Raw genomic sequence first — 19,508 nt, 5'->3', positions numbered from 1 at the left:
AAAGGACATGCGCTGCGCACCGGGCCGGTTGGGCACATGCTCCGAGGACGGGAGGGGGCGTGGCCGCGGTCTGCGATGGACATGTCCGCGGGCTGCGCGCGAGGACTGGACATGTCCCCGGCTGCGGGCAGACCGAGGAAGGGGTATGTCCCGCGGCGGGTGCAGCGGAAGGACATAGCGCCGTTATGCCCACCCTTGGCCGCGAAGAATGGGCATGTCCCACGGGGCGGGGGGCGAAGAATGAGCATGTCCCACGGGGCGGGGATGCGCGGAGGCGGGGCGCCTAGGCCTGGGCTGGGCGGTAGCGGCGGCACCAGGCGAGCATGCCGATGGTGACCACCGCGATGCCGTAGATCCAGAGGTTCCCGGCCAGGTCACCAATGATCAGGCGCTTTCCGTTCTCCAGGGTGGACCACCAGCCTGCCAGCGCGTAGCAGAGCGCGCCGCAGACCGCCGTCGGGAGCGCGGAACGGAACGTGGCGCCGAGCCACAGTTCGATCGCAGCCAGCAGCACCAGCGCGGCGGCAGCACCCCACGGCACCTCTACACCTGCGACCAGGATGTCCTGCCCGTGCAGCATCGTGCCTGCGAGGGCAGCAAAAAGAGCTGCCGGCACGGCGGCGGCAATACCGCCTGCCATACCGGCAGCTCTCTTATTCACAAACGATCCGTTGTTTCAGCGCAGAACGCGAAAACTAGACCTTCGCGCGGGCGCGGTTGGACTTGGCGCGCTGGTTGACGTCCAGGATGAGCTTCCGGATGCGGATGGATTCCGGGGTGACCTCGACGCACTCGTCTTCGCGGGCGAATTCGAGCGACTCTTCGAGGGTCAGGTCGCGCGGGGGCGTCAGGTTCTCGAAGGTGTCGGAGGAAGCGGCACGCATGTTGGTGAGCTTCTTTTCCTTGGTGATGTTGACGTCCATGTCGTCAGCGCGGGAGTTCTCGCCGACGATCTGGCCCTCGTAGACCTCGGAGGTGGGGCGAACGAAGAAGGATCCGCGTTCCTGCAGGTTGATCATGGCGAACGGCGTCACAACACCGGCGCGGTCGGCGATCATCGAACCGTTGGTGCGGTATTCGATCGGGCCGGCCCACGGCTCGTAGCCTTCGGAGATGGACGCTGCAATGCCAGCGCCGCGGGTGTCCGTGAGGAACTTGGTGCGGAAACCGATCAGGCCACGGGCCGGAACGATGAACTCCATGCGGCACCAGCCGGTGCCGTGGTTGGCCATGTTGGTCATGCGGCCCTTGCGGGCAGCCATGAGCTGCGTGACGGCGCCGAGGTACTCTTCCGGCACGTCGATGGTCATGTGCTCCATCGGCTCGTGGACCTTGCCGTCAACAAGCTTGGTGACAACCTGCGGCTTGCCGACGGTCAGCTCGAAGCCTTCGCGGCGCATCTGCTCGACCAGGATGGCCAGCGCGAGCTCGCCACGTCCCTGGACTTCCCAGGCATCCGGGCGCTCGGTCGGGAGCACCTTGATGGAGACGTTACCGATCAGTTCCTTGTCCAGGCGGTCCTTGACCTGGCGGGCCGTGACCTTGGCACCCTTGACCCGGCCGGCCAGCGGCGAGGTGTTGATACCGATGGTCATGGAGATGGCCGGATCGTCAACGGTGATCAGCGGCAGCGGCTGCGGGTTGTCGACATCGGTCAGGGTCTCACCGATGGTGATTTCCTCGATGCCGGCGACGGCGACGATCTCGCCGGGGCCGGCGGACTCGGTCGGGACGCGGTCCAGCGCCTTGGTGGCCAGCAGTTCGGTGATCTTGACGTTCTTCATTTCACCGTTGGCGCGCGCCCAGGCAACGGTCTGGCCCTTGCGCAGGGTGCCGTTGTAGATGCGCAGCAGCGCCAGGCGGCCGAGGAACGGGGAGGCGTCCAGGTTGGTGACGTGGGCCTGGAGGACACCGTTCGGGTTGTAGGTCGGCGCCGGGATGTGCTCGATGATGGCCTGGAACAGCGGTTCCAGGTCCTCGTTCTCGGGTGCGGAGCCGTCAGCGGGCTGCTCGAGGGACGCGCGTCCCACCTTCGCGGCGGCGTAGACTACCGGGACGTTGAGGATCTTGTCCAGGTCGAGGTCCGGAACTTCGTCGGCGAGGTCGGAGGCCAGGCCCAGGAGCAGGTCCATGGACTCGTGCACAACTTCTTCGATCCGGGCGTCAGGACGGTCGGTCTTGTTGACCAGGAGGATCACCGGCAGGTGCGCGGCGAGGGCCTTGCGGAGGACGAAGCGGGTCTGGGGCAGCGGGCCCTCAGAGGCGTCAACGAGGAGGACGACGCCGTCGACCATGGACAGGCCGCGCTCGACCTCGCCACCGAAGTCGGCGTGGCCGGGGGTGTCGATGACGTTGATGGTGATGGTCTCGCCCTTGGAGGACGGTCCGTTGTAGGCCACCGTGGTGTTCTTGGCCAGGATGGTGATGCCCTTTTCACGCTCAAGGTCACCGGAGTCCATGACCCGGTCTTCGAGGTGGTTGTGGGCGGCAAAGGAGTTGGTCTGCTTGAGCATGGCGTCGACCAGGGTGGTCTTGCCGTGGTCAACGTGGGCCACGATCGCGACGTTGCGCAGGTCACTGCGCGATGCAGTGGCTACCGCGGTGTTGGTGGTGGTTTCAGACATGCGTTATTGCTCGATTCAGTGGTGAAGTCAGCTGTTGTATCGCGACATTTCCAACCGGAACGCACGACAGATGCGCCCCTTTGGCACAGGGCACCTTCATCCATTCTAAACGCTAGGGCATTTATTGGCCTAAAAACCCTCATTCCCGGTGGACCCGCCGGGTAGTCAGGAGTAGTCAGGGCGGGAAATCGGCGCGCCGGGTGTGAGTAAAGTCACTGGATATTCCGGCTCCCATGCCCCATCATTGCTCTGACAGCAGCAGCCAGCACGGAGACATCAATGCGCAGCACCTCGGCTCTGTCCCGCTTGGTCGCACCGATGATCGCCGTAGGCATCCTGGTTGCCGGCTGCGGACAGACACCCCCCACCCGCACCGCCGACGACGGCGCCATCCCCGTGGGCGGTCTCTACGGCCAGACCGTTCCCGCACCCGGCGGGGTCCCCGGTGAGCCGCTGGCCGCGGGCGCGACCGGCAACCGGAAGGTGAGCCAGGCGACGCCGGAAGGCATGCCGGCGGGCAGCATTTACCGGAATCCCGCCAATGGCCGCAACGAAGTGATCGTGGAGGACATCGCCCGGACCGCCGTGCTGATCGGCGATTCCCAGTCGGAGCCTTCTTTTTCGTGGCCCCGGACGGCACTGGCCAGCTTGGGCTATCAAGTCCACTTCTGCGGCCGGGGCGGCACCGGTTTTGTCACATCCAACGGCACCACCGGCAACTACGTCGACGCCCTGCAGCGCGGCGACTGGCTGCTCCCCTACGGCTCGCCGCCCCTCGTTGTCATCGAAGGCGGCGGAAACGACGCCTCCCGCGGCGCCACCGACCAGCAGATCTCAGCCAACGCCGAGCGGCTGATCGCCAGCGTCCGGCAGCGCTACCCCGAGGCCCGGCTGGCCATGGTCGGGACCCTCGCCCGCGGTGCCGCCCAGGGCGGCGGGCGCCGCACCGAGGTGGACGCGCTGCTGGGCACGGTCGCAGCCCGGCATTCGATTCCCTTTGTGGGCGTTGGCGACTGGCTGACGCGCCACAACCTCACCAACCTGATGGCCGACGGCGTGCACATGGGTCCCGAAGGGCATGCCGCCCTGGGCGAGCTGCTCGCNCCGAAGGGCATGCCGCCCTGGGCGAGCTGCTCGCCCGGCGGCTGGGCGATTTTGGCTTCCGGGCCCCGGCACCCGGGCCGGCGGAGGCCATCTCAACCCGCTGAGCGGCCCAGCATTAAGCGACCGGAGCCGGTGTCCGCCCCGAGGGGCGGACACCGGCTCCGGTGTCATTTCGGCTGCGTTCAGTCAGCCAGGTTCAATCAGCTCAGGCCACTTCCGGCGGCAGCATCAGCCGCGCACCCGGGATGGCATGCAGCAGCGCCTTGGTATAGTCCTGCCGCGGCGCGTCAAAGACGTCGTCGGTCGAGCCGGTCTCCACCAGCTTGCCCTTCTCCATGACACACACGTGGTCGGCGATCTGCCGCACCACCGCGAGGTCGTGGGTGATGAACAAGTAGGTCAGGCCCAGCCGGGACTGCAGTTCCGCGAGCAGGTTCAGCACCTGCGCCTGCACCAGGACGTCGAGGGCGGACACGGCCTCGTCGCAGATGATCACCTCAGGATCCAGAGCCAGGGCACGCGCGATCGCGACGCGCTGGCGCTGGCCGCCCGAGAGCTCGTTCGGGTACCGCTGCATGGTGGACTGCGGCAGCGACACCTGGTCCAGCAGCTCGCGGACCTTCTTCTCGCGGCTGGCCTTGTCCCCGATCTTGTGGACCCGCAGCGGCTCCTCGATGGTCCGGTAGATGTTGTACATCGGGTCGAGGGAGCCGTACGGGTCCTGGAAGATCGGCTGCACCCGGCGGCGGAAAGCGAAGATCTCCTTGCTGTTCAGCGCGGAGGTGTCCACGCCGTCGAAGATGATCTTTCCGGAGGTCGGCTCCAGCAGGTTCAGCACCATCTGCGCCACGGTGGACTTGCCGGAACCCGACTCGCCCACGATCGCCGTTGTGGTTCCGCGCTTGACGCTGAAGGAGACGTCGTCGACGGCGGTGAAGTCGGTCGACTCGCCGAACCCGGAGCGCAGCTTGAAGACCTTGCTCAGGTTCTGGATCTGCAGCACGTCCTCGGTCAGCGTCGGCGCCACCGCCGCAGTTCCACTGGGGACCAGCACCTCGTTCGTCGAGACGCCGAGTTCCTTGGCCACCTGGATCCGCCGTGACGCCAGCGACGGCGCCGAGGCCACCAGCCGCTGCGTGTAGGGGTGCTGCGGGTTCTGCAGCAGCTCCAGGGACGGGCCGGCCTCGACGACGTTGCCGCGGTACATGACCACGACCTTGTCGGCACGCTCGGCGGCCAGGCCGAGGTCGTGGGTAATGAGCAGCACGGAGGTGCCCAGTTCCGAGGTCATCTTTTCCAGGTGGTCCAGGATCTGGCGCTGCACGGTGACGTCCAGGGCCGACGTCGGCTCATCGGCGATGAGCAGGCGCGGCTGGCAGGACAGGCCGATGGCAATCAGCGCACGCTGGCGCATGCCGCCGGAGAACTCGTGCGGGTACTGCTTGGCCCGCCGGGCGGCGTCCGGCAGCCCGGCCTGCGCCAGGACCTTGGCGACGTCGTCCGGGCCGCTGGGTCGGCCATTGGCCTTCAGCGTCTCCTTGACCTGGTCGCCGATCTTCCAGACCGGGTTCAGGTTGGACATCGGGTCCTGCGGGACCATGCCGATGATGTTGCCGCGCAGTTCGATCATGCGCTTCTCGGACGCGTGCGAAATGTCCTCGCCGTCGAGCAGGATCTGCCCGCCGGCAACACGGCCGTTCCCGGGCAGCAGGCCGATCGCGGCCAGCGCCGTCGTCGACTTGCCGGATCCGGACTCGCCCACAATGGCGACCGTTTCGCCGGGCATGATGGTCAGGTGCGCGTTGCGCACGGCCTGGACCTCGCCGCTGCCGGTCTTGAAGGAGATCGCGAGATCGCGGATTTCCAGCAGGGGCCGGTCGGCCGGGGTTCCGGCCTCGAGAATCGTGACGTCGGAAGTTGTCATTTGTGCCTCCTTCATCGCTGACGGCTCTTCGGGTCGAGGGCATCACGGAGGGCGTCGCCCAGCATGATGAAGCTCAAAACCGTGATGGACAGGGCTGTTGCCGGGTAGAGCAGGACAGCCGGGTTGGTGCGGATGGACGCCTGCGCGGCGGAAATGTCGTTGCCCCAGGACATCACGGAGCCGGGCATGCCAATTCCGAGGAACGAGAGCGTGGCCTCGGCGACGATGAAGACGCCGAGTTCCATGGTCGCGAGCACAATGATCGGTGCCAGCGCGTTCGGGAGCACATGGCTGACCAGGGATCCCAGGCGGGAGACACCGAGCGACCGGGCGGCGGTCACGAAGTCGGCGTTGCGGACTTCGATGATGGCGCCGCGGGTGATGCGGGCCATCTGCGGCCAGCCGAGCACCACGAGGACCAGGACCACTGTTCCGACTCCGCGGTTTTCGCGCATCAGCGGAAGCTGGGTCAGGACCAGGGCACCGAGGACGATCGGCAGGGCGAAGAAGATGTCGCCGAGGCGGGCGATCACGGTATCCACCCAGCCGCCGAAGAAGCCGGCCAGGGCGCCGAGGGTGACGCCGATGATCAGGACGGAGATCACGGAGAACACACCGACCATCAGCGAGGCCTGGGTGCCGTGGATGATGCGCGAGTAGATGTCGCAGCCCTGGAAGGTGAAGCCCAGCGGGTGTCCTTCGGTGGGCGCGCCGTTGGAGTTCGCCAGCACGCAGCCGTTGTCCGGGGCCACCTGGGTGAAGAGCCCGGGGAAGAGCGCCACCACGATGATCAGCGCGATCATGACCGCGGAAATGATGAAGAGCGGACGACGGCGGAGCTTGCGCCAGGCGTCTGCCCACAGGCTCAGCGGGGCGTCGTCGACCTTGACTGCATCCGTTGCCAGCAGAGGGGTTTCCTCGACAGGGGCAACAAAGTGCTCATAATTTCGGTTAGTTTTCATAGCGGATCCTCGGGTCAAGCCAGGCGCACAGCAGATCGACCAACAGGTTGGCGAGAACGAAGACCAGCACCAGGACGCTCACAATGGCGACCACGGTGGGGCCTTCACTTCGGAGAATGGCCTGGTAGAGCTTCTGGCCAACGCCAGGGACATTGAAGATGGCTTCGGTCACGATCGCGCCGCCCATCAGGCCGCCCAGGCTCGCGCCGAGGTACGTGATGACGGGGATCAGTGAGTTGCGCAGGACGTGGGTGGTCACGACCTGGCGGCGGGCCAGGCCCTTGGCGGTGGCGGTGCGGACATAGTCGGCGTTCATGTTCTCGATGACGGACGCACGCGTCAGGCGCAGGACGTAGGCGAAGGACACCATGCCGAGGACCACCGCGGGAAGGACCAGGCTTCCCCACGTGACATTCGAGCCGACCGTGGGTTTGGCCCACCCCAGTTGGACACCGACCAGCAGCTACAGCGCGAAGCCGAGCACGAAGGTCGGAATGGCGATTACAACCAGCGACAGCACGAGGACCGTGCTGTCGAAGATGCCGCCCTTGCGCAGGCCGGCGACCAGGCCGAAGGCGATGCCGAAGATGCCCTGGATGATGAGGGCCTCGATGGCGAGCATCGCCGTGACGGGGAAGACGCGCGTCAGGGTGTCGGCAATGGGCTGGCCGGTGAAGTCGACGCCGAGGTTGAAGGTGAAGAGGTTTTTCAGGAACAGCCCGTACTGGACCCAGAACGGCTGGTCCAGGTTGTACTGCTGGCGCAGCTGCGCGATGACCGCCTCGCTCGGCGGACGGTCGCCGAAGAGCGCGCGGATGGGGTCGCCCGGAAGGGCGAAGACCATGAAGTAGACGAGCAGGGTGGTTCCGAGGAATACCGGAATGACCTGCAGCAGGCGCCGGAGGATGAACTGGATCACAGCAGCGCCTCCGGTGAGATGGTGGAACGAAGGGGAATCATGGGGACAGCTTCCTGCCGGTTTCAAGCATGTGGGGGCCCGGCTAGGCCGGACCCCCAAGCTTTAGTGATGTGTGAATGAGTTCCGCAGAACTCAGGAACTACTTGGCCGTGATGGCCCAGTACTGCAGAACGCCGTTCCAGCCGGAATCAACGTTGCTGACATTCTGGCTCCAGACAGCCTGGCGTGCGGAGTACCACAGCGGCAGGTTGGGGAGGTCCTTGAACAGGATCTCCTGCGCCTCGGTGAACTTCTTGTTGGCGTCGTCGGTGGACTGGGCGCCCAGGCCTTCGGTGAGGAGCTGGTCGAACTCAGGGTTCGAGTAGCCCTCGTAGTTGGCGCTGGAACCGGTCTTCAGGAGCGGGCCCAGGAAGTTGTACAGCGACGGGTAGTCTGCCTGCCAGCCGGCGCGGGTCAGGCCCGGCAGCTCTTTGAAGGAACGCAGCTTCAGGATTTCAGCGAACTTGGCGAACGGCTGGCCCTCGGCCTTGATTCCCAGGTTGTTCTTGAAGTTGTTGGCAACGGCGTCGATCCATTCCTTGTTGCCGCCGTCAGTGTTGTACGCGAGCTGCAGGGTCTTGTCGGCGGGCCACGGGCTGATGGCGTCAGCCTGGGTCCAGAGGTCCTTCGCCTTGGCGGCGTCGAACTTCAGGACCTCGGAGCCGGGAACGTTTTCGTTGTAGCCGTCAACAGCCGGGGAGGTGAAGTCCTTGGCCGGGATGCGGGTGCCGGAGAAGATGACCTTGGTGATTTCCTCGCGGTTGATCGCCATGGAGAGAGCCTGGCGGCGCAGCTGGCCCGCTTCGCCCTGGAACTCGGGCAGGTAGCCCGGGATGTTCAGGGTGGAGTTGCCGGCGTACGGCTTGTTCAGGTTGTTCTCCGGGAAGTCCATGGTGTACGTCGTCAGGGCGTTCGTGGGCAGAACGTCCGTGACGTCCAGGTTGTTGGCCTGGATGTCCGTGTAGGCCGGGGCCGGATCGGTGTAGAACTTGAAGGTCACGCCGCCGTTCTTGGCTTCGCGCGAACCCTTGTAGTCAGGGTTCTTCACCAGGGCGATCTGGCTGTCGTGCTGCCAGGCGCCTTCCTTCTCCATCTTGTACGGACCGTTGCCGATCGGGTTCTCGCCGAACTTCTTCGGGTCCTTGATGGCGTCGGCGGGCAGCGGCATGAAGGCCGAGTAGCCCAGGCGCAGCGGCCAGTCGGCTTCCGGCTGCGTCAGCTTGACCGTGATCGTGGAATCATCCGTCAGCACGAGGCCGGAGAGGGTCTCGGCGGTGGGGGCGGGAACTTCGGTTTCCTTGCCGTCCGCTCCCATCTGCTTCGACGTGGCGCTGACGGCGTCGTAGCCTTCGACCGATTCAAAGAAGCTGCTGTTGCCCTGCGCGTTGGTGCTCAGCGCGGCAAAGTTCCAAGCATCAACGAAGCTCTTGGCGGTAACTTCCTCGCCGTTGGTGAACTTGGCGCCCTTCTTGACCTTGATCGTGTAGTTCTGGCCGTCCGGGGATTCGATGGACTCAGCCAGCGCGTTGACTGACTTGCCGCTGGGGTCGTAGCTGGTCAGACCCTCGAAGAGGAGCTCGACAACGCGGCCGCCATAGACTTCGCCGGTGTTGGCGGGCGGCGGAATGCGTTTTTCGCGCACTTCCAAAGCACTGGGCATGGTGGCCATCGCCGCTCTCGCCCTGACCGGATGCGGCGCCGGAGGCGGTACCTCAAACGGTGCCAGCCAGGCTGCCGGCGACCCCAACAAGGTCATCACCGCTTACAGCAACGAACCGCAGAACCCCCTGAACCCCAGAGTGTCCAGATGGTGGAACTCTGTTGCCAAACCGTGACCCGACAAAAAGCGTGACCGTAAGCGTCAAGTGCAATGTATTTCAAGTCACACCCTACTGGCTGGTAGTATTCGCTGCCGGGCGATCCCGGTTACGGAAGGTTAACTCGGTCCGGCGGCCAGCAACTGGGCCCGCAACTCGCGGCGTTCCCGCTGTTTTTCCGGATCCGGGAGCGGCACCGCTGCCAGGAGCCGCTGGGTATAGGGCTCCTGCGGATTACGCAGGATCTGGTCCCGGGAGCCCTGCTCGACGATGCGGCCGCGCTGCATCACGCAGATTCGGTCCGCCAGCACGTCGACGACCGCGAGGTCGTGGGTGACGAAGAGGCAGGCGAACCCGAGTTCCTTCTGCAGGTTCTGGAACAGGTCGAGCACCTTGGCCTGCACGGACACGTCCAGGGCCGAGGTGGGCTCATCGGCGACCATCAGTTTCGGCTTGAGCGAGAGCGCCCGGGCAATGCCCACCCGCTGCTTCTGCCCGCCGGAGAGCTCGTGCGGGTAGCGGTTGCGGTAATTCCGCGGCAGCTCCACCTGGTCCAGCAGCGCCTCGATCCGTTGCTGCAGCTCGGCGCCCTTCGCGACCCCGGCCAGGAACATCGGCTCACCAATGCTCTCGCCAATCGGAAGCCTCGGGTTCAGCGACGACGACGGGTCCTGGAACACCATGCCGACATGGCGGCGCATCTCGTGAAGCTGCCGGCCGTTCCGCTTGGCGGCGGAAATGTCCTGGCCGACGACCATCATGGTGCCGGCCGCAACCGGCAGCAGCCCGACGGCGGCGCGGCCGATGGTTGTCTTGCCGGAACCGGACTCCCCCACCAGCCCGACAACCTGGCCCGGATAGATCACCAGGTTGGCGCCTTCCACGGCTCGGAACGCGGGCACGCGGCCCTGCTTGGGGTATTCGATGGCCACGTCGGTCAGCTCCAGCACCGGCTGTCCCTGCGGCTTGGCGGCTTCCGCGGCCGCCAGGGCCGCGGCGTTTTCCCGCTCGCGCCGCAGCAGCTGCTCTTCCGGGATGGAGCTCAGCTCGGCGTGTGTGGCGGCGGCAAGGGCTGCGGTGACGTCTACCTCAACGGCCGCGTCCGCGCCGCCCTGGCCGAGGTGCGGAACGGCGGCCAGCAGGGCCTTCGTGTATTCGTGCTGGGGATTGTGGAAGATCTCGGCGGCCGTCCCCGTCTCCACGATCACGCCGCGGCGCATTACGGCGATCCGGTCCGCCAGGTCGGCAACGACCCCCATGTCGTGGGTGATCAGGACGATCGCGCTGTCCAGCTTGTTCCGCAGGTTGCGCATAAGGTCCAGGATTTCCGCCTGGACTGTCACGTCGAGCGCCGTTGTGGGCTCGTCTGCGATCAGCAGCTTGGGATCGCAGGACAGGGACTGGGCGATCATGGCGCGCTGCCGCTGGCCACCGGAAAGCTGGTGGGGGTAGGACCGGAACGCCTTCTCCGGGTCCGGCAGTTCCACGAGCTCGAGCATGCGCAGGGCGCGCAGCCTGGCTTCGTCGGGTGAGACCTCGCTGTGCAGCCGGACGGTCTCCACAATCTGGGCGCCCACGGTGTACACCGGGTTCAGGGCGGTCATGGGCTCCTGGAAGATCACGGCCACCTCCTTGCCGCGGACCGCCCGGATGTTGGCCTCGTCCGTCCCCAGCAGTTCCTTCCCGGCGAGCTTCACGCTTCCGGTCACCCGGCTGTTGGTCGGCAGCAGACCCAGCAGGGCCATCGAGCTGGCACTCTTGCCCGAGCCGGACTCCCCCACGATCGCGAGCACTTCACCGGCGCGCACCTCGTAGTTCAATCCAATGGCGGCAGGCACCCACTTCTTGTCCACACCGAAGTCGACGCTGAGGCCGCGGACCTCCAGTACGGGTTCGCTCTTGCCCGGCGCCGGGGTAACGGCCGGATCGAGGGTGATGAAGTCAGTCATGATGGGGCTTTCCTTCCACCCGGGCCGCCGGTCCACCGGGGATTAGTGCTGCGGCTCGGAATACTGAATTATTGGGAGCATGAGCTCTGCGCCGCATGCCGGTACCGCTGAAATCTTCAAGGCCCGAACGAACGCCTGGTTCGCCTGGCTGTCCTGGACGGTTGCCGCTCTCGGCATCGCCGTCACGGCATTCACCGCCGGCCCGGCGGCGCTGGCCGGAACGGCGCCGCTGCTGCTGGTCGCGTTCCTGGGCTGGCAGCTGTTCTGGATGCCCGCCGTTGTGGTGCACGACGACGGCGTCACCCTGGAGAACCCGTTCCGGTCGATCCATGTGCCGTGGGAGGCCCTGGTGCATGTCGACACCCGTTTTGCCCTCACCCTGGTCACGGCCCGCAAGAGCTACGTGGCCTGGGCCGCACCGGCGCCGGGCATCTGGGGCGGGCGCAATGCCCGCCCGGAGGACCTCCGCGGCCTGCCGGCAACTACGTACGGTCCCGGCCAGTCCGTGCGGCCCGGGGATCTGAAGAGCACGGACTCCGGCCAGGCTGCCCGGATGGTGCGGGAGCGCTGGCATGAGCTGGTGGAAAGCGGCGAACTGGCCGCCGGCGATGCCGCCACCACACCGGTGAAAGTGACCTACCGCTGGGCGGCGGCCGCCGTCGTCGTCCTGTTGCTGGTGGCCAGCTACTGGTCGATCGCCGCCCGGTAGCCGGGCCGTGCGGGCACTGCAGGGTGCTGGCATCTAGTCGCCCTTGGTTTCTTTGAACGCGGTGACGGGAGCAGCTTCGAGGGGATGCAGGCCTGTGTCTTTGGCCTTCTTGGCGTTGAACTTCTTCTGGCGCGGATCGAACGCATCCCGCAGGCCGTCGCCGATGAAGTTGATGCTCAGGCAGATCAGCACGATGAACAGGCCGGGGTACCAGAACAGCCATGGCCGGGTGGCGAAAGCCTCCTGGTTCTGCGAAATGAGCAGCCCAAGCGATGTGTCCGGCGCCTTGACGCCGACGCCGAGGTAGCTCAGGGCGGTCTCGGTGAGGATCGCTGCGGACATGGTCAGCGTGACGTTGACGATCAGCACACCGACGGCGTTCGGCAGGATGTGCTTGAAGATGATCCGGGCATTGCTGGCCCCGGAAATCCTGGCCGCGTCGACGAATTCGCGTTCGCGCAGCGAGAGGAATTCCCCGCGCATCAACCGGGCAAGTCCCACCCAGGTGATCAGGCCGAGGAAGATACCCAGAGCCAGGATACCGTTGCTGCTGGCGAAGGAGGCAAACCAGCTTCCGGAGTCCCGCCGGCCGGCCATCTGCGCCATCACGGCGGCGAGCAGCAGTCCCGGAATGATGATGATGACGTCTGTGAGGCGCATCAGCACCGCTTCCGTCCAGCCGCGGAAGTAGCCGGACAGGGCCCCGACCACGACGCCGACCAGGCCGGCGATGAGGCCGATCACCAACATGACGGTGATGGACTGCTGGGCGCCGCGCATGGTCATGGCGAAGAGGTCGCGGCCGATCCGGTCCTGGCCGAAGGGGTGTTCGCCCCAGGCCAGCGGCCAGAGCGAGGCGGTGGGCACGCCGTCGTTGACCAGGGGGGTGACCTGGTCGTGGCTGTATTTCCACCAGCCGGGAATGCCCCAGTAACCCACGGAGGTAAAGGCCGTGACAAAGATGATGGCGAAGACGACCAGCCCGATGATGGCGCCGGAGTGGCCCAGGAACCGTTTCCGGACGATCTGGCCCTGGCTCAGGCCCTTGGCCTCCAGCACCGGCTCGATGCCGACCGGCGGCAGCCCCGCCTCTTCTGCCATGATTTCGTCCTGCTGACTTGGCTGGCTCATGCTTTTACCCTTACGCGCGGATCAAGTGCGGAGTACGCAAGGTCCGCAATGAGGTTGAAACCCATGGCTGTGATGGCGACACAGATGAAGACGCCCATCACGGGGTTGGGATCGACGTGCGAGATGCCGTCCAGGAACAGGAATCCCATTCCGCGGACGGAGAAGACCGTTTCGGTGATGACGGCGCCGCCGATCAGCCCGCCGATGTCGAAAGCCACAATGGTGGCGATCGGGATCAGCGCGTTGCGGAAGGCATGGCGCATGACGACGGTCCGTTCGGACAGGCCCTTGGCCCGGGCGGTCCGGATGTAGTCCATGTTCATGATTTCCAGCATCGAGGCCCGGGTGAAGCGCGTGTAGCCGGCCAGCGAAATCAGGATCAGTGCCATGGTGGGCAGGATCAGGTGCGTGAAGGAGTCCAGGCTCAGGATCCAGAAGTCGCCCTCGATGTTCGGGGTGCTGGCGCCGATGGTGGCGATGGGGCGGCCCCGGACCCGGCTGTTGTTGAAGTACGTGGGCCACGCCTGCATGTAGCGGTCCAGCAGGATCAGGAATCCGACCAGGAACGAGGTGAGCGCTGCGGCCCGCATGGACTGTCCGCGGTCGTAGCCGCCCATCAGGTAGCCGATGCCCAGCCCGACGAGGACCGCTGCGACCGCGAGGAGCACGATCATCAGGATGGTTGCCTCGTTGAGCAGCGGCTGGATGACGAAGTAGACCACCAGCCCGACCCCTACGGCGATCAGCGCTGACTGCAGCGCCTTGCGGTTCTTGAGCCCTGCCGAGAGCAGGGTCACGGCGAACGCAATGCCGACGCCGGCAATCGCGATGACGACCGGGCCCAGACCCGGGGTTTTGAACCATTCGGTGGCGGAGAAGTACATCAGCACGGCGGCCGCGAACAGGAAGGCGACGCCGCCGATGAGCAGCCTGCGTTTCATTTCGCCGCCGACGGTCACGGCCGTCAGGACACCCAGGACGGCGCCGATGGCGAGGGCTGCCGGTATCGGTATATCAGGATTCCGAAGGAAGTTGTTGAACCCGATGGCGCCGTACTCCTTCAGGAGCACCGCGACCCAGAAGATCGGGAGGGAGAAGAACAGGAAGGCCATGAACGTCACGCCGTAGTCCAGTGTGCTGTACTGGCGCAGGGCGGTGATGATGCCGAGCGTGATGCCGATCAGGATCGCCAGCACGGTGGCCCCGGTGACCAGGGTCAGGGTCTGGACCAGCGCGTGGCCCAGGGCATCGGTGATGGGCTGGCCCGCGATGTTCTTGCCCAGGTCGCAGGAGTTAGCGAAGGGGATGAGGCACTGCGCCGCACCGCCGAGCCAGTGGAAGTACCGGATGGGGGCGGGTGTGTCCAGTTGCAGCAGCTCGGTGCGTGCGTCCATGAGCTGCTGTTTGTTGGGGGCGCTGCTGGCGCGGAATTCCTCCAGGGGATCGCCTGACGCCGCTGTCAGGAGATACACCAGGAAGGATGCGCCGAGAAGTATGAGGGCGGCAGTGATGAGCCGCCGGACTATGTAGGTCACCATGGGATAGAACCTCGGTATTCGGGCCCAGGGGTTGCCCGGACCGGTCGCAGAGTTTGGCCGTTTCCCCGCGGATGTTGGGGCAGGACCCGGCATCGTCAGGGGGTTTCGCTAGAAAGGCGTCGGGACCAAAATGCCCGGTCCCGACGCCTTTAGCTAGCAAGTGTCACTTGCGGTCGTCGGCTACTTCTGTGCCCACTCCCAGAAGTTCCACCAGACACCGGTCTGGTTCGGCATGTACTTCACGCCGGTGATGCGGTCGCTGTACGCGTCCACGCCAACTGCCTGGAACAGCGGGAGGCCGTAGGCAGAAGCCCAGATCTTCTGGTCGATCTGCTTGATCAGCTCATCCTGCTTGCCCTTGTCGGTGGTGACAATCAGTTCGTCCATGAGCTTGTCGGCTTCCGGATCGCTGAACTGGTTGAAGTTGGAGTCGTTGCCCGACTTGAAGATCTGCGGAACGCCGGAGACGCCGACACCCGAGTTGATCCAGCCGAAGATGGTGGCATCGTAGCTGCCGTCGCCCAGGGCCTTGCCCCAGTCCGACTTGCCGAGGCCGCCGTCGACGATCTTGAAGCCTGCCTTGGTGGCCGACTCGCTGATCAGGGCGAACATGTCCGCACGGTTGGGGTTGTCCTTGTTGTACATGATGCGGACTTCAGGCGTGGCACCGGCGAGGAGCGACTTTGCACCCTCGATGTCAACGTCCTGGTAGGCGGAGGATCCGTTGGCCTTGACAGAGTCGGCGTAGAGGGCCTGGTCCGGCACGAACAGCTGCGAGTCGAGCGGCTTAGCCTCGGGGTCCAGCTTCTTGACGATCTTGTCGACGATGTCCTTGCGCGGAACGCTCTTCATGAACGCTTCGCGGACACTCTTCTCAGCAAATACGCCGCTGTAGTTGAGGTCGATGTGGTCGTAGGAAAGCTGGTTTCCGACCTCGACCGTGACGCCCTGGCTTTCGAGGGCCTTGAGCTGCTCCACCGTGTCAGCCGAAGCCTGCGGTGCAATGATGTCGGCTTCGCCGTTCTTGAGCGCCTGCACCTGGGCAGGAGCGGAACCGATGTAGCGGACGGTGATTTCGTCCAGCTTGGCTTCCGGACCCCAGTTGTAGTCCTTGTTCTTGACCATGGTCAGGGACTGGTCCTGGTTGACACCCTTGACAATGTAGGGGCCGTTGGAGAGGTACAGGTTCGGGTCAGCCGGCAGGGTCTTGGAGTCGAAGCCGGTGTTCCACATCTCCGCCATGGCCTGGAGCTGGGCGTTAGCCGGCTGGGGTGCCGTGGCGTCGCCGCGCGGCATTTCCTTGACCAGGTCAACGAATGCCTTGGCATCCGCCAGGCCTGCCTTCTTGGCCAGGACGTGGGCCGGGATGTCAACGCCGGGGCCGCCAATGGCGATTTCCCAGTCAGCAAACGGCTTCGAGTATGTCAGGGTCATGGAGCGGCCGTCTTCGCCAAGTTCCGGGAAATCCGTCAGGGCGATGCCTGTGGGGTCACCGGCGTAGGAGAAGTAGGACGTTCCGGTCTTTGCCTCTGCGTCGGCATCATCGTAGTAGCCGGAGAATGCGGCCCACTGCAGGACGAGGTCGGCTGCGGTCACGGGAGTGCCGTCCGACCACTTCACGCCTTCGTTGATGGTGTACTTGACCGTCAGCGGGTTGTCTGAGACCTTTTCCATCTTGCCGAACTTCTCGTTGCGGACAACGTTCAGTTTGTTGTCGATGTAGAAGAAGCCCGAGTGGGTGGCGTAGCTGATCTTCGAGTTGATGTCCGTGTTGCCATCAGCCGTGTTGGGATTGAACGTGTTGAACGCATTCACCTCCACGACTGTTGCAGATCCCCCTGATTTGCTTGCTGCCGCAGCAGTGGTCGGGGTTGTCCCGCCGCTGTTGCCTGCGCAGGCGCTGAGGGCCAGGGCAGCTGCTGCTGCCACGCCCACTGCTTTGGAAATACGACCGAAGCGCATTCCGCCTCCTTGTTTCTGTGGTGTGGATGAGACCGAGGCCGTAGGCACCGGGCAGACGTCCACACTCCCCCAGCGGCAGTGTGGTCCGTCTCACATGGGATGTAGCGTAAACCCGAAATTCAGCGCCGGGCGATGAAAGTTGACCGACTGTAAAGTTCGTTACAGAGCTGCAACATTGGACGCATTTTCACTGGAGAAATTCGTCGGTGCCTATTGACGTCCCGGACGCCTCGGGCTAATGTCCCCGGGCGCAGGAATAGCCCCGATTCCCACATCGGGGCTTTCCGAGTTAATCCAGAATTGTTTGATGGATTCATCAATCCGTCAGGCGTTGAAGCGGAACTACACGACGCCGCCGTCCTGAGCACTTTCACGATTCACGCGTCTTTCCGCGCGTCGGCGTCGTTCTCAGCAGTGTCGTTTCGTGCCCGACGTCGAGAAGCGCCGCAGCGCGGCGTCGATGGTCGTCGCGCGTTTTCGGGTCCATGTTTTCAAGCTGGGAGATGACCATTCGCATGCGCGGGTTTGCTCGCAGGACCGCGCGGTGATCCTCGATGAACGTCCAGTACAAACCATCCCAGCAAGGCATCCACTCTCCCGCAGGCAGGTCTGACATCTTCCGCAGGTAGTTGCTGCCCGACACATAGGGCTTTGTGGTGATCTCCTCCCCCGCAGCGAACTGGCTCATCGCGTAGACGTTGGGGACCATCACCCAGTCGTACGCGTCGATGAACAGCTCCATGAACCATTCGTAGACCCGATCGGGATGGATCCGCAGCAGGGACATCGCGTTACCGATCACCATGAGCCGCTCGATGTGGTGAGCATATCCGGTGGCGAGCACGCGGGAGATGACCATGTCAACGGGCGCCAATCCGGTGGTCCCGTCCCACCAGCCGTCCCCGAGTGCGTGCTGGTGGTCGAGCCGGTTAGACGTACGCATTTGGCGGCCGCTTGTCCGGTAGGTGGCGCGCATGTATTCCCGCCAACCGATCACCTGCCGCACAAACCCCTCGACGGAGGCGAGCGGGGTGTTGTGGTCGGCACCGTCGAGTACCGTCAGTACGACGTCTCGCGGGTCCAGCAGTCCGATGTTCAGCGCGGCGGTCAGCAGGCCGTGGGCGATGAACGGATGCGCAGTGGAGATCGCGTCCTCGTAGGGTCCGAACTCGTGCAGGCGTTCGCGGACGAACTCCTGCAGATGCTCCCGGGCTTCGTCGCCGCTCGTAGGCCAGGCGAACAGGTGGGGGTCACCCGGAGCATCCGGGAACTCCGTACTGACCCATGCGATCGCGAGGGTGACCTCGTGAGGTACCTCGTCACCAACCTCGTCGGCATCCCCCATCAGCGCTTCGATATCGAAGGTCCCCTCACGCCGGAGGACGGGATGGTGCGTGAAACGGCCTACAACGGAAGGAGTGTACCCGCGGGGAAGCTTCTTGCGGTTTTCGGTATCGAAGGACCACCTCCCGCCGAGGGGTGCCCCGTCGTCGAGAAGGATGTTGAGTCGGCGGCGTTGCCACACATAGAAGTCCTGCATGCGGGAGTCATTGTGCGAAAACCAGTCATCGATCTGCCCACGGTCAGTGAGGAAGTTCGGTGTCTCCAGCACGTCTTCCTGGCGCATTTGATAGCCACCGCCGGCGAGCCCCGCGAACAGATCCTGCTCAAGCCAGTCATCGACCACGTCGAACCAGGTCACCTGCACTGGGTCGCGGTTCCGAACGAACTCAGCGAGCTGATCTTGGGAGCTATGGTCGGCGTCGCTTCTGAGGACTTCAACCTCGTAGCCATGCTCGCTCAGGCGACGGGCGAAGCGGGTCAACGATGCGCGATGCAGGACCAGCTTGTGGGAATGGAATGCGTACTGGCGAAAGAGAAGGTCATGCTCGATGAGCACGAACACTGTGCCGGCAGCAGCGTTGAGATGCTGATCGAAGAGCTGATGCGGCAAAACGAGGCGCACACACGGGCCGGAATTCATACCCTAACGATAGAGGCGCCGCCTTGGGACGACCACGTCCCTCCGCTACCCTCTGCCGGCTTCGAGGACGAAGAAGATGAAGGACAGGAACGCTGTCTTCTCTCCGTTGAGGATGCGCGGTGGAAGGAGTTCGCGCGGTGTGTCGGGAGATGGCTCGGGTTCGCTCACGCCGGCTACGCGGTATCCCGCTGACGTGAAGGCGCTGAACATCGCGTGAAGTGGCCGGTGCCAGAAGGTCAGGACCGCAGGCTCGCCATCGAACTCGTAATCTTCCGAGTACTGCCGGATCGCGAAGTAGTCCTCGGTAGGTTGGGTGACCACGCTGACGGTGGGGTGGTTGACCGACAGGATCAGGCGACCACCCGGCTTCAGCACACGCCGCAGTTCGGCAAGTGGTGCTGACCAGTCCTTTAGATAGTGCAGGACCAAGGACGAGACGACGTCGTCGAAGGAGTCATCGGCGAAAGGGAGCGGCTTGCTGAGGTCGGCCACGTACAGGTCCGCGGTCGCGCCCAATCGCTGTCTTGCCAATTCGAGCATCGCAGGACTGGCATCGAAGCCGGTCATGATCGCGCCTCTCGCGCTTAGCTCCGCGGACAAAGGCCCGGAGCCGCACCCTGCGTCCAGGACCCGGTGGCCGTCGACGTCGCCGGCGAGGGCAATCATCGCCGGCCGCTCGTAGTAGGCGTTGAGGAGGCTGGACTCGTTCTCCGCCGAGTAACTTTCGGCGAAACTGTCATAGTGGTCGGCTTTCACGGATCCTCGCTCTCGGGAAGAAGCCCATGGTCAGTACAGTCGGCTCGATCCTAACAACTTGGTCCTCACCAGGTGAGTCTGATCGGCGGA

12 protein-coding genes and 3 pseudogenes are annotated in these 19,508 nt (G+C 64.8%); 3 read left to right on the top strand and 12 right to left on the bottom strand.

Annotated elements, in window-relative coordinates:
• Positions 1–283: 283 nt before the first annotated feature.
• Both AC50YC_RS03075 and typA read right to left on the bottom strand, forming a co-directional pair.
• Positions 284–661, bottom strand: coding sequence for a hypothetical protein (locus AC50YC_RS03075; RefSeq protein WP_494952130.1), 378 nt, complete (start codon positions 659–661; stop codon positions 284–286).
• Positions 662–695: 34 nt separating this feature from the next.
• The gene (typA, locus tag AC50YC_RS03070; protein ID WP_354169547.1) at positions 696–2,624 is read right to left on the bottom strand and encodes a translational GTPase TypA; all 1,929 of its coding nucleotides are present in this window, start codon (positions 2,622–2,624) and stop codon (positions 696–698) included.
• Between the two features lie 279 nt (positions 2,625–2,903).
• Here typA and AC50YC_RS03065 point away from each other — a divergent pair.
• Positions 2,904–3,710, top strand: a pseudogene (locus AC50YC_RS03065) (SGNH/GDSL hydrolase family protein); the annotation flags it as partial.
• Between the two features lie 223 nt (positions 3,711–3,933).
• On the opposite strand, the gene AC50YC_RS03060 reads toward AC50YC_RS03065, so the two are convergent.
• The 4 genes and pseudogenes from AC50YC_RS03060 to AC50YC_RS03045 form a co-directional block, all read right to left on the bottom strand.
• On the bottom strand, positions 3,934–5,652 hold the full coding sequence (locus AC50YC_RS03060; RefSeq protein WP_494952129.1) for an ABC transporter ATP-binding protein: 1,719 nt from the start codon (positions 5,650–5,652) through the stop codon (positions 3,934–3,936).
• An 11-nt stretch (positions 5,653–5,663) separates the two neighbouring features.
• Complete coding sequence (locus AC50YC_RS03055) at positions 5,664–6,614, bottom strand: ABC transporter permease (RefSeq protein ID WP_494952128.1); 951 nt, start codon at positions 6,612–6,614, stop codon at positions 5,664–5,666.
• Positions 6,604–7,533 (bottom strand): annotated as a pseudogene (locus AC50YC_RS03050) (ABC transporter permease). The gene AC50YC_RS03055 and the pseudogene AC50YC_RS03050 overlap by 11 nt, the downstream one beginning before the upstream one ends.
• Before the next feature lie 139 nt (positions 7,534–7,672).
• Entirely contained in the window at positions 7,673–9,214 is a 1,542-nt protein-coding gene (locus AC50YC_RS03045; RefSeq protein WP_494952127.1) for a peptide ABC transporter substrate-binding protein, read from the bottom strand.
• Between AC50YC_RS03045 and AC50YC_RS03040 the strand changes: the two are divergent.
• Positions 9,198–9,368, top strand: a pseudogene (locus AC50YC_RS03040) (ABC transporter substrate-binding protein); the annotation flags it as partial. The gene AC50YC_RS03045 and the pseudogene AC50YC_RS03040 overlap by 17 nt on opposite strands.
• A gap of 140 nt (positions 9,369–9,508) precedes the next feature.
• Here the strand turns inward: AC50YC_RS03040 and AC50YC_RS03035 are convergent.
• Complete coding sequence (locus tag AC50YC_RS03035) at positions 9,509–11,338, bottom strand: ABC transporter ATP-binding protein (RefSeq protein WP_494952126.1); 1,830 nt, start codon at positions 11,336–11,338, stop codon at positions 9,509–9,511.
• Between the two features lie 79 nt (positions 11,339–11,417).
• On the opposite strand from AC50YC_RS03035, the gene AC50YC_RS03030 reads away from it, so the two are divergent.
• A complete protein-coding gene (locus AC50YC_RS03030; RefSeq protein ID WP_494952125.1) occupies positions 11,418–12,047 on the top strand; it encodes a PH domain-containing protein in 630 nt (209 codons plus the stop codon).
• A 33-nt stretch (positions 12,048–12,080) separates the two neighbouring features.
• On the opposite strand, the gene AC50YC_RS03025 is transcribed toward AC50YC_RS03030, so the two are convergent.
• The 5 genes from AC50YC_RS03025 to AC50YC_RS03005 all read right to left on the bottom strand — a co-directional run bounded on the left by AC50YC_RS03025 (position 12,081) and on the right by AC50YC_RS03005 (position 19,418).
• Positions 12,081–13,178 (bottom strand): ABC transporter permease, encoded by a 1,098-nt coding sequence (locus AC50YC_RS03025; RefSeq protein ID WP_494952124.1) that lies wholly within the window; start codon positions 13,176–13,178, stop codon positions 12,081–12,083.
• Positions 13,175–14,716, bottom strand: coding sequence for an ABC transporter permease (locus AC50YC_RS03020; RefSeq protein WP_494952123.1), 1,542 nt, complete (start codon positions 14,714–14,716; stop codon positions 13,175–13,177). Before AC50YC_RS03020 ends, AC50YC_RS03025 begins: the two co-directional genes overlap by 4 nt.
• Positions 14,717–14,896: 180 nt before the next feature.
• Positions 14,897–16,678, bottom strand: a complete 1,782-nt coding sequence (locus AC50YC_RS03015; RefSeq protein ID WP_494952122.1) for an ABC transporter family substrate-binding protein — start codon at positions 16,676–16,678, stop codon at positions 14,897–14,899.
• Between the two features lie 370 nt (positions 16,679–17,048).
• The gene (locus AC50YC_RS03010) at positions 17,049–18,662 is read right to left on the bottom strand and encodes a cryptochrome/photolyase family protein (RefSeq protein WP_494952121.1); all 1,614 of its coding nucleotides are present in this window, start codon (positions 18,660–18,662) and stop codon (positions 17,049–17,051) included.
• Between the two features lie 45 nt (positions 18,663–18,707).
• A complete protein-coding gene (locus AC50YC_RS03005; RefSeq protein ID WP_494952120.1) occupies positions 18,708–19,418 on the bottom strand; it encodes a class I SAM-dependent methyltransferase in 711 nt (236 codons plus the stop codon).
• Positions 19,419–19,508: the final 90 nt, after the last annotated feature.

The sequence above is a fragment of the Pseudarthrobacter sp. MDT1-56 genome (genome assembly GCF_059383555.1).
The sequence above is the reverse complement of the archived record's forward strand: the minus strand, read 5'-3'. Positions and strand labels throughout refer to the sequence as shown.

Excerpts from the sequence above, each read along its gene's own strand:
- AC50YC_RS03030 (WP_494952125.1), top strand. The coding sequence starts at position 11,418 with ATGAGCTCTGCGCCGCATGCCGGTACCGCTGAAATCTTCAAGGCCCGA.
- AC50YC_RS03035 (WP_494952126.1), bottom strand. The coding sequence starts at position 11,338 with ATGACTGACTTCATCACCCTCGATCCGGCCGTTACCCCGGCGCCGGGC.
- AC50YC_RS03015 (WP_494952122.1), bottom strand. The coding sequence starts at position 16,678 with ATGCGCTTCGGTCGTATTTCCAAAGCAGTGGGCGTGGCAGCAGCAGCT.
- AC50YC_RS03010 (WP_494952121.1), bottom strand. The coding sequence starts at position 18,662 with ATGAATTCCGGCCCGTGTGTGCGCCTCGTTTTGCCGCATCAGCTCTTC.
- AC50YC_RS03020 (WP_494952123.1), bottom strand. The coding sequence starts at position 14,716 with ATGGTGACCTACATAGTCCGGCGGCTCATCACTGCCGCCCTCATACTT.
- typA (WP_354169547.1), bottom strand. The coding sequence starts at position 2,624 with ATGTCTGAAACCACCACCAACACCGCGGTAGCCACTGCATCGCGCAGT.
- AC50YC_RS03025 (WP_494952124.1), bottom strand. The coding sequence starts at position 13,178 with ATGAGCCAGCCAAGTCAGCAGGACGAAATCATGGCAGAAGAGGCGGGG.
- AC50YC_RS03060 (WP_494952129.1), bottom strand. The coding sequence starts at position 5,652 with ATGACAACTTCCGACGTCACGATTCTCGAGGCCGGAACCCCGGCCGAC.
- AC50YC_RS03055 (WP_494952128.1), bottom strand. The coding sequence starts at position 6,614 with ATGAAAACTAACCGAAATTATGAGCACTTTGTTGCCCCTGTCGAGGAA.